Annotated in this window: 9 protein-coding genes; 8 read left to right on the forward strand and 1 reads right to left on the reverse strand. The window is 61.7% G+C overall.

The genetic code is table 11. From position 1 onward, the window contains the following. Window positions 1–739: 739 nt before the first annotated feature. Window positions 740–1,732, reverse strand: coding sequence for a GntR family transcriptional regulator (locus tag QRN50_RS25635; protein WP_371834307.1), 993 nt, complete (start codon window positions 1,730–1,732; stop codon window positions 740–742). Window positions 1,733–2,079: 347 nt separating this feature from the next. Between QRN50_RS25635 and QRN50_RS25640 the strand changes: the two genes are divergently transcribed. The 8 genes from QRN50_RS25640 (at window position 2,080) to QRN50_RS25675 (ending at window position 9,944) form a co-directional block, all read left to right on the forward strand. Next, on the forward strand, window positions 2,080–3,453 hold the full coding sequence (locus QRN50_RS25640; protein WP_096126910.1) for an amidase: 1,374 nt from the start codon (window positions 2,080–2,082) through the stop codon (window positions 3,451–3,453). Window positions 3,454–3,529: 76 nt separating this feature from the next. Further along, entirely contained in the window at window positions 3,530–4,411 is an 882-nt protein-coding gene (locus tag QRN50_RS25645) for a polysaccharide deacetylase family protein (protein ID WP_002554892.1), read from the forward strand. Between the two features lie 27 nt (window positions 4,412–4,438). Continuing rightward, window positions 4,439–5,779 (forward strand): MFS transporter, encoded by a 1,341-nt coding sequence (locus tag QRN50_RS25650; protein ID WP_024659862.1) that lies wholly within the window; start codon window positions 4,439–4,441, stop codon window positions 5,777–5,779. A gap of 10 nt (window positions 5,780–5,789) precedes the next feature. Continuing rightward, window positions 5,790–6,551, forward strand: a complete 762-nt coding sequence (locus QRN50_RS25655; RefSeq protein ID WP_024651042.1) for an SDR family NAD(P)-dependent oxidoreductase — start codon at window positions 5,790–5,792, stop codon at window positions 6,549–6,551. 124 nt (window positions 6,552–6,675) lie between these two features. Further along, window positions 6,676–7,425 carry an SDR family NAD(P)-dependent oxidoreductase gene (locus QRN50_RS25660; protein WP_003412971.1) on the forward strand — a complete coding sequence of 250 codons (750 nt, stop codon included), beginning with the start codon at window positions 6,676–6,678 and terminating at the stop codon, window positions 7,423–7,425. A 22-nt stretch (window positions 7,426–7,447) separates the two neighbouring features. Then, window positions 7,448–7,747 carry a hypothetical protein gene (locus QRN50_RS25665; RefSeq protein WP_003431302.1) on the forward strand — a complete coding sequence of 100 codons (300 nt, stop codon included), beginning with the start codon at window positions 7,448–7,450 and terminating at the stop codon, window positions 7,745–7,747. After that, window positions 7,744–8,751 carry a CobW family GTP-binding protein gene (locus QRN50_RS25670; protein WP_011268747.1) on the forward strand — a complete coding sequence of 336 codons (1,008 nt, stop codon included), beginning with the start codon at window positions 7,744–7,746 and terminating at the stop codon, window positions 8,749–8,751. The genes QRN50_RS25665 and QRN50_RS25670 overlap by 4 nt, the downstream gene beginning before the upstream one ends. Next, window positions 8,748–9,944: an ABC transporter substrate-binding protein gene (locus QRN50_RS25675; RefSeq protein ID WP_011268746.1), complete on the forward strand. Its 1,197-nt coding sequence runs from the start codon at window positions 8,748–8,750 to the stop codon at window positions 9,942–9,944. The genes QRN50_RS25670 and QRN50_RS25675 overlap by 4 nt, the downstream gene beginning before the upstream one ends. The last annotated feature ends 542 nt before the right edge of the window (window positions 9,945–10,486 follow it).

Below are 10,486 nucleotides of genomic sequence, written 5' to 3' on the forward strand. Positions count from 1 at the left end.
AGTTGACTCGTTTGTAGCGTGGCATGCGCTGCCGGGCGTTACGAAATCGGACGCTTGTGCAGGCGCGAACTTGTTCGCGAAGAGGGCGTTGGGGCAGCAGAAATGTTGTGAATGTACAGGCCCTTTCGCGGACAAGTCCGCTCCTACAGAAACCGGGTTTCACACCGAGTGCGAGTTGACTCGTTTATAGCGTGGCATGCGCTGCCGGGCGCTACGAAATCGGACGCTTGTGCAGGCGCGAACTTGTTCGCGAAGAGGGCGTTTGGGCAGCAGAAATGTTGTGAATGTACAGGCCCTTTCGCGGACAAGTCCGCTCCTACAGAAACCGGGTTTCACACCGAGTGCGAGTTGACTCGTTTGTAGCGTGGCATGCGCTGCCGGGCGTTACGAAATCGGACGCTTGTGTAGGAGCGAACTTGTTCGCGAAGAGGGCGTTTGGGCAGCAGAAATGTTGTGAATGTACAGGCCCTTTCGCGGACAAGTCCGCTCCTACAGAAACCGGGTTTCACACCGAGTGCGAGTTGACTCGTTTGTAGCGTGGCATGCGCTGCCGGGCGTTACGAAATCGGACGCTCGTGTAGGAGCGAACTTGTTCGCGAAGAGGGCGTTTGGGCAGCAGAAATGTTGTGAATGTACAGGCCCTTTCGCGGACAAGTCCGCTCCTACAGAAACCGGGTTTCACACCGAGTGCGAGTTGACTCGTTTATATAGCGTGGCAGCGAGAGTGATCCAGCCCACCTCAACTCAACCGCGTCAGATACCCCGGCACTTCCTGCTCCGGCAATACCGACAGGACTTTCAGGCGTTGCAGCATGCGCTGCCGGGCGCGCAGCAGGTGTTCCTTGAGGTTCAGGGCGGCGGCGTCGAAGGCGCCGTGCAGCAGCAATTCGATGATCAGCCGATGTTCGGCCAGCATCGCTTCATCGGCGCCAATGCTCAGCAGGCGATAGAAAATCCGGTTGATGATCATCGGGCTCTGCGCCTGGCTGATCAGCATGGCGATCTTGCGGTTTTGCAGGCCGCCCAGGCATTGCTGATGCAGGTCGTCCTCAAGGCGCTCGATTTCCTCAAGGCTGCACTGTTCGGCGTTTTGCGCCTCGACGACCCTGGCCAGCATTGCCTCCAGGGTTTCGCGGCTCAACTGCGGCGCCGTCTGGCGCAAGGCTTCGGGCTCGAGGCAGGCACGCAGTTCGTAGTCTTCAGTGATTTCCCGGGCTGTCAGCGGCCCCGCCAGCCATTGCGAGTAAGGCTCTTTTTCCACCAGGCCGCGATCGCGCAGACGCATCAGCGCCTCACGAACCACTGCGCGGCTCACTCCGTAATGCTGCGCGGCGCTCTGTTCATCCAGCCGGTAGTGACCAAACGCGATACAGGCCGACAATGCCGCACCGATCTCATCATGAATACGTTCGCCGAGCGGGCGGGTGTCGACCAGTTCTTCACTGCTGTCCAGCCCGAACTGCTTGTGGCTCAGGCTCAGGCGCAGCGGCTCGACTTCCTGCGCGTCAGGATTGACCAGATAACCCCGGCCGTCGAAACGGCTGATCAAGCCTTCTTCATGCAGCAGATTGAGCGCCTTGCGCACCGGCACCCGGCTGGTGCCGAACAGTTCTGCCAGCGGTGCTTCAAGCAGTACCAGTCCATTGGCGGCCGCGCCCGAGACGATAGCGTTACGCAACACCTCGCGGATCATGGCGTAGCGCGACGCGGTGCGCGGGTCCTCTTCTGACATCGGTTTCATACACTTCTGGCGGTTGACGGACGATTCTCGCACAGAAGCGCTGTTGTCACCTTGGCACACGTCCTTATGCTCGTTCATGGGGCCCCCGTTACTTTTTTGCACTGAAATGTACCTTTTATAAAAGATACATTATTTCTTTATGACGATCTGGTGCGCCGGCGAAGCTTTATCGCAACTGATTGATGCCTTTGCAAAAAGGTTTCTAGTACGGCGGTTCCAGCGCGAAAGGGCCATCAGCTCGATCGGGTCAGGGCGTCGCGACGTGCAGATTGGCATGGAACCTGCCTTTGTTAAATGTACATTTTATTAATAAGTACATTTTTAAAGGTGTGATGTGCATGACCGATACCGGGAGTCACAGCGTTACCCGTGATGCCTGCGCACTGGCCGAGGATTTTGCTCAGGGGCGCAGTGACCCTGTGCAGGCTCTGGACAAGGCACTGCAACAGGCAGAAACCGCCGATCATGTGTTCATTTCCATGAGTATCGAACGGGCACGTCGGGAAGCTGAAGCGTCTGCGGCCCGCTGGCAGCAAGGGCAGCCATTGAGCCCCTTCGACGGCGTGCCCATCGCCTGGAAGGATCTTTTCGACGTGGCAGGCAGCGTCACAACCGCCGGTGCCGCGGTGCGCAACAACCTTTCGCCCGCGCTGCTGGATGCGCCGAGTGTCGGGCTGCTGGCAAGGTCCGGGATGGTCAGCCTGGGCAAGACCAACCTCAGTGAATTCGCTTATTCAGGGCTGGGCCTGAACCCGCATTTCGGCACGCCGATCAACCCCAACAGCGACAGCTCGCCGCGCATTCCGGGCGGTTCGTCTTCAGGTTCGGCAGTCGCCGTGGCCAACGGAACAGTACCGATTGCAATGGGCACCGATACCGCCGGTTCTGTTCGTGTGCCGGCAGCGCTCAATGGCCTGGTGGGTTTTCGCAGTACCAGCCGCCGCTACAGCCGCGACGGCGTTTTCCCGCTGGCGCTGACGCTGGACAGCGTCGGGCCACTGACCCGCAGCGTGCGCGACGCTCTGGTGATTGACGATCTGCTCTGTGCGCGCAGCAAACCTTCATCGCTGATACCACGCAGCCTGGCCGGTCAGCGTTTTCTGCTCGATCAGGCGGTGCTGGAAGACGAGCGGGTCACGCCGGCCGTTCGCGACAACCTGTTACGTGCCGTCGAAGCCTTGCGTGCAAGTGGCGCGCTGATCGAGGTCAAGCCTTGCCAGGCATTTCAGGCCACCTTGCTGTTGATCCAGCAACAGGGCTGGCTTGGCGCAGCCGAAGCGTTCGCGCTGCATCAGGCGTTGCTCGACAGCGACGCCGCCAGCCAGCTCGACCCCAGGGTTCGCAAGCGCCTGGAGGCCGCCCGTTCCATGCCGGCCAGCCTGCTGGTCAATCTGTATGCCGCGCGCGAGCGCTTGCAGGAGCAGTTGACCCTCGAACTGGACGGCGCGCTGCTGATTACCCCGACCGTGGCCCATGTGGCGCCGCCGCTCGTACCGCTGCTCAAGGACGACGATCTGTTCGTTCAAACCAACCTCGCCACGCTACGCCTGACCATGCCCGGCAGCCTGCTGAACATGCCCGGCGTGTCATTGCCCAGCGGCCGCGATGCCTCGGGCCTGCCCACCGGGCTGTTGCTCAGCGCACCGGCAGGCGAAGACGCACGGCTGCTGCGTGCGGCGCTGACCGTGGAGTCATTGATCGCAGCCCCTTGAACACGTTTTGCAATGCCAACCGGCCCGCGTGCCGTACAGCGCGAAGCCGATCTGATTAACCCGTGGGAGAACAACGATGGCCAAAGAAATTCTGTGTGCGTTTGGTGTGGATGTGGATGCCGTTGCCGGCTGGCTGGGCTCCTATGGCGGCGAAGACTCGCCGGACGATATTTCCCGCGGCCTGTTCGCCGGTGAAGTCGGCGCGCCGCGTCTGCTCAAGCTGTTCGAGCGTTACGGTCTGCGCACCACCTGGTTCATTCCGGGGCACTCCATGGAGACCTTCCCCGAGCAGATGAAAGCCGTGGCGGATGCCGGGCATGAAATCGGTGTGCATGGTTACAGCCATGAAAACCCGATTGCCATGACCCCGGAACAAGAGGAGATCGTCCTCGACAAGTCCATCGACCTGATCACGCAAATGACCGGCAAACGTCCGACTGGCTATGTCGCGCCATGGTGGGAGTTCAGCAACGTCACCAACGAGCTGCTGCTCAAGAAAGGCATCAAGTATGACCACAGCCTGATGCACAACGACTTCCACCCTTACTACGTTCGGGTGGGCGACAAGTGGACCAAAATCGATTACAGCCAACATCCGGATACCTGGATGAAGCCTCTGGTGCGTGGCGAAGAAACCGATCTGGTGGAAATCCCAGCCAACTGGTATCTGGACGATCTGCCACCGATGATGTTCATCAAGAAGGCGCCGAACAGCCACGGTTTCGTCAACCCTCGGCACCTGGAAGAGATGTGGCGCGACCAGTTCGACTGGGTCTATCGCGAACACGAACACGCTGTGTTCACCATGACCATTCACCCGGACGTGTCTGGTCGCCCGCAAGTGCTGCTGATGCTGGAGCGCTTGATCGAGCACATTCAAAGCCATGCTGGCGTCAAGTTCGTCACTTTCGACGAGATTGCCGACGACTTCGTGCGTCGCAACCCCCGTACCCGCTGATTCATTGCCCTGTCCGAGGCGTCACTCATGTCCATTTACAATAAGCTCGACCTGACCGGCTGGAAACCTGAGCAACTGACTCCGGAGCAAGTACGGTTCGCCACATGGATTGCGTTTTTCGCGTGGGTGTTTGCGGTATATGACTTCATTCTGTTTGGCACGCTGTTACCGGAAATCGGTCGGCATTTCAGCTGGAGTGAGGTCGAACAGGCCGAAATCGCGACCTGGGTCGCGGTCGGCACCGCGGTGGTGGCTTTGGCCATCGGCCCGCTGGTAGATCGCCTGGGACGGCGCGTGGGTATCATTTTCACCGTGAGTGGCTCGGCGATCTGCTCGGCGCTCACGGCCATCGGCGGAGCGTGGGGCAAGTCGCCCCTGATCCTCATTCGTTCGCTGGGCGGTCTGGGTTATGCAGAGGAAACGGTCAACGCGACCTACCTGAGCGAGATCTACGCCGCATCCGACGACCCGCGACTGACCAAGCGCCGTGGCTTCATCTACAGCCTGGTGCAGGGCGGCTGGCCGGTCGGTGCGCTGATCGCGGCCGGTCTGACGGCGGTGCTGTTGCCGGTCATCGGCTGGCAGGGTTGCTTCGTGTTTGCAGCGATCCCGGCCATCATCATCGCGATCCTGGCGCGCAAGCTCAAGGAGAGCCCGCAGTTTCAGATCCATCAACGCATCACCCAATTGCGCAAGAAGGGCGACCTCAGCCAGGCGAAGGCCGTGGCGCAGACTTACGGGGTGGATTACGAAGAACACAGCAAGGCCGGTATCGGCGCTGCCTTTCGCGGTTCGTCGCGTCGCGCGACCCTGGTGATCGGTGCTGCGATCCTGCTCAACTGGGCGGCCATTCAGGTGTTCAGTGTGCTGGGTACGACGGTGATCGTCAGCGTTCACCACATCTCGTTCGAGAACTCGCTGATCATTCTGGTGCTGTCCAACCTGGTGGGCTATTGCGGCTACCTGTGTCACGGCTGGATGGGTGACCGGATCGGTCGCCGTAATGTCATCGGCCTTGGCTGGATGTTCGGCGGCCTGGCGTTTGCCGGCATGCTTTACGGGCCGAGCAACATGGTGACGGTGGTCGGCTTGTACAGCCTCGGGCTGTTCTTCCTGATCGGCCCGTACTCGGCGGCATTGTTCTTCATCAGCGAAAGCTTCCCGACCAGCATTCGTGCCACGGGCGGCGCAATCATCCATGCCATGGGCCCGCTCGGTGCCGTGGTCGCAGGTTTCGGTGCCACATCGGTACTGAGCGCCGGCGGCGACTGGCAGACCTCGGCATTGTACTTCGGCGCAGTGCCTTGCTTCCTGTCGGGTGCGCTGATGTTCGCGGCTAAACACGTGCGACCTGAAACGGTGAAATGAGGAGCAGCACATGACGCGTAAAGTTGCAGTGATAACCGGTGCCGCCAGCGGCATCGGTCAGGCCCTGGCAGTGGCTTTTGCCCGCCAGGGTGTGGCGGTGGCAGGCGGGTTCTATCCCGCTGACCCGCATGATCCGGACGAAACCCGCAGGCTGGTGGCGGAGGCGGGCGGCGAATGCCTGATGCTGCCACTGGATGTGACCTTCACCGAGTCGGTCGATGACCTGGCCGCGCAGGCGGTCAAGGCGTTCGGCCGCATCGACTACGCGGTCGCCAATGCCGGATTGTTGCGCCGTGCGCCGTTGCTGGAAATGACCGACGAGCGCTGGAACGAGATGCTCGACGTCGACCTGACCGGCGTGATGCGTACCTTCCGCGCCGCCGTCCGGCACATGGGTGAGGGCGGGGCGCTGGTGGCGATTTCCTCGATTGCCGGCGGTGTGTATGGCTGGCAGGACCATTCCCATTACGCAGCGGCCAAGGCCGGCGTACCTGGGCTGTGCCGGTCACTGGCGGTGGAGCTCGCCCCGAAGGGCATCCGTTGCAACGCGGTGATTCCCGGCTTGATCGAGACGCCGCAATCGCTGGACAGCACGAACTCGCTGGGGCCGGAAGGTCTGGCGCAGGCGGCCAAAGCCATCCCGCTGGGCCGGGTCGGTCGAGCGGATGAAGTCGCTGCGCTGGTGCGTTTTCTGTGCAGCGATGAAGCCAGTTACCTGACCGGGCAAAGCATCGTGATCGACGGTGGCCTGACCGTGCGCTGGCCCGAGTAGATCGATTCGGATCGGGAGCGTGCTCGCGAAGCGTTCAGTACAGACGCCGGGAATGGCGTGCCAGTGACTGAGCGTTCGCGAGCCATACGCCGTGATCCCCAAATCAACCAAGGAATCCGACCCCATGCAGCAACTCAAACAAAAGCGCGCAGTGATCACCGGAGCCGGCAGTGGCATCGGCGCAGCCATCGCCCGCGCCTATGCGGCTGAAGGCGCGCGTCTGGTGCTGGGCGACCGAGACGCCGACAGCCTGGCGAAGATCGCTGCAGAGTGCCGCCAGCTTGGCGCCCAGGTTCAGGAATGCGTGGCCGATGTCGGCAGCGTCGACGGCGCGCAAGCCAGCGTCGATGCCTGTGTCGAACAGTTCGGAGGTATCGACATTCTGGTCAACAACGCGGGCATGCTGACCCAGGCACGTTGCGTCGACCTGACCCTCGATATGTGGAACGACATGCTGCGTATCGACCTGACCAGCGTCTTTGTGGCCAGCCAGCGTGCATTGCCGCACATGATTGCCCAGCGCTGGGGGCGCATCATCAATGTCGCTTCGCAACTGGGTATCAAGGGCGGTGCCGAACTGACCCATTACGCCGCCGCCAAGGCCGGGGTGATCGGTTTCAGCAAGTCCCTGGCGCTGGAAGTCGCCAAGGACAACGTGCTGGTCAACGCCATTGCGCCCGGTCCTATCGAAACCCCACTGGTCGCCGGGATCAGCAGCGCCTGGAAAACCGCCAAGGCCGCCGAGTTGCCGCTGGGTCGCTTCGGTCTGGCCGAGGAGGTCGCCCCGGTGGCGGTGCTATTGGCCAGCGAGCCGGGTGGCAACCTGTTCGTCGGTCAGACACTGGGCCCCAATTCCGGCGACGTCATGCCATGAGCAAACAGCTGGAGAACACCTGATGTGTGGATTGTGCGGGCTGCTGGGAGAAGACGTGCACTGGAGCGATCCGCTGGCTGCCGAGCTGCCCCGGCGGCGTGAACGCTTGCGGCGTATTGCTGCCATCAACAAGGTGGTCGCGCCGTTTCGTCTGAAGGTCGAAGATTTTCAAGGCGTTTCCTATCTCCTGCTCGGGGCCACCGGCAAGCAGGAGCTGGCGACCGGGCTGGAGCAGCTCTGGCAGAAAGCCGAATTGCTGATCGGCCGGCCGCTGGATCCGCTTGATTCACGTCTGCTCGATCATTTGCAGAGGTCATCATGAGCATTGCCCTGAACGTGATTACCGGCTTCCTCGGCAGCGGCAAGACCACGTTGCTCAAACGCCTGCTGGCCGATGAAAACATGGGCGACACCGCGCTGCTGATCAACGAATTCGGCGACGTGGGTATCGATCATCTGCTGGTTGAAGAGGTCGCACCGGATACCGTGCTGCTACCCAGCGGTTGTGTCTGTTGCACCGTCCGCGGTGAATTGAAAGACGCGCTGCTCGGTCTTCTGGAGCGGCGTAATCGAGGTGAAATTCCTGCGTTTCGCCGGGTCATTCTGGAGACTACCGGCCTGGCCGATCCGGCACCGATTCTCACCACCCTGAGCAACGACCCGCAACTGCGCGGGCGTTTTCATATCGGCCTGATCGTCACGCTGGTGGACGCCTGCCACGCGACGCTGCAAGAGCGTCTGCATCCGGAGTGGCTGGCGCAGGTCGCGGCGGCGGACCGGCTGCTGTTGAGCAAGACCGATCTGGTCGACGAGTCGGTGCTGGATGGCCTGCGCGAGCATCTGCAAGCGCTGAATTTTTCGGCGCCGCTGCTGGATACAGCGGACGTCCACAGCGGCGATCAGTTGCTGCTGGGCGAGGGCATGCGCAGCGACGAACCGGCCGCTGAAGTGACGCGCTGGCAACTGCACCGGGTACTGTCGACCTCCGCGCGGCATGGTGATGCGCAAGTCTGTTGCCTGACGTTCGAGCGCCCTCTGGACTGGGTCGGCTTCGGGGTGTGGCTGTCGATGCTGTTAAGATGCCACGGTGAACGAATCCTCCGCGTCAAAGGGCTGCTCAACGTGAACGACAATCAGGCTCCCATCGTGATTCATGGTGTGCAGCATTGCCTGCATGCGCCGGTGCACCTTGCCGCCTGGCCGGGCGAGGATCGCACCTCACGGCTGGTGTTCATCCTGCGCGGTCTCGATCCCGATCTGCTGCGTCGTTCGTTTGAAGTCTTCTCCGGCAGTTTCGCGCCGCCGCTCGGCGAGTCGTCAGCATGACCATCACCTTGCGTGTGCTGGGCACCTCCGTGACCCTGCTGGAGTCTTTGCGTGAGCGGGCCGAGCAGGAACTGGGGATCAAGCTGGTCTACCAGATTCACGACGTGCAAACCGCGCAACGCATCGCGGTCATGCAGCCAGACAGCTACGACCTTTACGATCAGTGGTTTCATAACGTCGATTTCGTCTGGCCTGCGCGGGCGATTCAACCCATCGACACGCGGCGCATCGCGCTGTGGCACGAAATCAACGACCTGCCCAAGCAGGGCCGGCTGCGGCCTACCGATCAGCCGGGTAGCGGCAGTGTGCCCAGCGAGCGTTTGTTCGTGCAGCACGACGGCAGCCTGGGCAGCGCGGTGACCGAGCGCATCAGCATGTTGCCGCTGACCCATAACGCCGACAGCTTCGCCTATCGCCCCGAGCGTTTGCCGGAGGGCTTGAGCTCTGCGGACGAAAGCTGGGGCTGGTTGCTCGACCCTGTATGGGGCGGGCGCATCGCCTTGCAGAGTGACGCGGCCATCGGCGCGCTGGATGCCGCCCTGGCTGTGCAGGGGGCGGGGCTGGCGAGCTTCAAGGACATCGGCAACATGAGCATCGAAGAGATCGATCGGCTCGCTGATGTGCTGGTGCGCAAACAGCAGCAAGGGCATTTTGGTGCGTTCTGGTCAGGTGACGAAGAAGCCGCCGAACTGATGCTCAGCCCGAACATCGATATTCAGAGCCTCTGGTCACCGACCCTGGTCAGACTGCACCGTGCGGGGGTCAAGTACCGCGTGGCGGTGCCCAAGGAAGGTTATCGCGGCTGGTTTGGCGGGCTTTCCTTGTCACGTCATGCCAAGGGTCCGGTGCTGGATGCCGCCTATGCGTACCTGAACTGGTGGCTGTCGGGCTGGCCCGGCGCAGTGATGGCGCGGCAGGGCTATTACATCGGCAACCCGGCACGCAGCCGTGATCACCTCAGCGCTGCCGAATGGGATTACTGGTACGCCGGCCTGCCTGCCCGCGAACAACTGCTCGGCAGCGACGGCTTGCCGCTGATCGACGCCGGAGAAGTCCGCGACGGCGGCTCCTACGAAGAACGCATGGGCCACATCGCCGTGTGGAATTCGGTCATGAACGAGCACAACTACCTGGTCCGCCGCTGGAACGACATCCTGCGCGCCAGTGACAAAAGCAGCGCCAAAGCGCGCTAGCCATAGGCACTGGGGAGCGGACGCAGAACGTGCGCAACGGTAATCGTGTGAACCCTATCGTGCCAATGCTCCGCGTTGACATGCATTTCGTGATGCTCCGCGTCACAGATCTGCGCCGCATATTCAAGAGAGGACGCAGAGCGTCCGGAACGGCATTCCCACGCTGGAGCGTGCGCAACGATAGTCGTGTGAACCCTATCGTGCCAATGCTCCGCGTTGGCATGCCTTTCGTGACGCTCTGCGTCACAGATCTGCGCCGCGCCGCACATTCAAGAGAGGACGCAGAGCGTCCAGAACGGCATCCCCACGCTGGAGCGTGCGGAACGATAATCGTGTGAACACTATCGTGCCAATGCTCCGCGTTGGCATGCATTTCGTGACGCTCCGCGTCACAGATCTACGCCGCGCCGTACATTCACGAGAGGACGCAGAGCGTCCAGAACGGCATTCCCACGCTGGAGCGTGCGGAACGATGATCGTGTGAACCCTATCGTGCCAATGCTCCGCGTTGGCATGCATTTCGTGACGCTCCGCGTCACAGA

This window comes from Pseudomonas sp. MEJ108, from assembly GCF_030208985.1.
GTDB lineage: Bacteria > Pseudomonadota > Gammaproteobacteria > Pseudomonadales > Pseudomonadaceae > Aquipseudomonas > Aquipseudomonas fragariae.

Bases quoted from the DNA above. Each gene is read 5' to 3' on its own strand.
- QRN50_RS25645 (WP_002554892.1), top strand. From the start codon at position 3,530: ATGGCCAAAGAAATTCTGTGTGCGTTTGGTGTGGATGTGGATGCCGTT.
- QRN50_RS25640 (WP_096126910.1), top strand. From the start codon at position 2,080: ATGACCGATACCGGGAGTCACAGCGTTACCCGTGATGCCTGCGCACTG.
- QRN50_RS25660 (WP_003412971.1), top strand. From the start codon at position 6,676: ATGCAGCAACTCAAACAAAAGCGCGCAGTGATCACCGGAGCCGGCAGT.
- QRN50_RS25675 (WP_011268746.1), top strand. From the start codon at position 8,748: ATGACCATCACCTTGCGTGTGCTGGGCACCTCCGTGACCCTGCTGGAG.
- QRN50_RS25670 (WP_011268747.1), top strand. From the start codon at position 7,744: ATGAGCATTGCCCTGAACGTGATTACCGGCTTCCTCGGCAGCGGCAAG.
- QRN50_RS25665 (WP_003431302.1), top strand. From the start codon at position 7,448: ATGTGTGGATTGTGCGGGCTGCTGGGAGAAGACGTGCACTGGAGCGAT.
- QRN50_RS25655 (WP_024651042.1), top strand. From the start codon at position 5,790: ATGACGCGTAAAGTTGCAGTGATAACCGGTGCCGCCAGCGGCATCGGT.
- QRN50_RS25635 (WP_371834307.1), bottom strand. From the start codon at position 1,732: ATGTCAGAAGAGGACCCGCGCACCGCGTCGCGCTACGCCATGATCCGC.
- QRN50_RS25650 (WP_024659862.1), top strand. From the start codon at position 4,439: ATGTCCATTTACAATAAGCTCGACCTGACCGGCTGGAAACCTGAGCAA.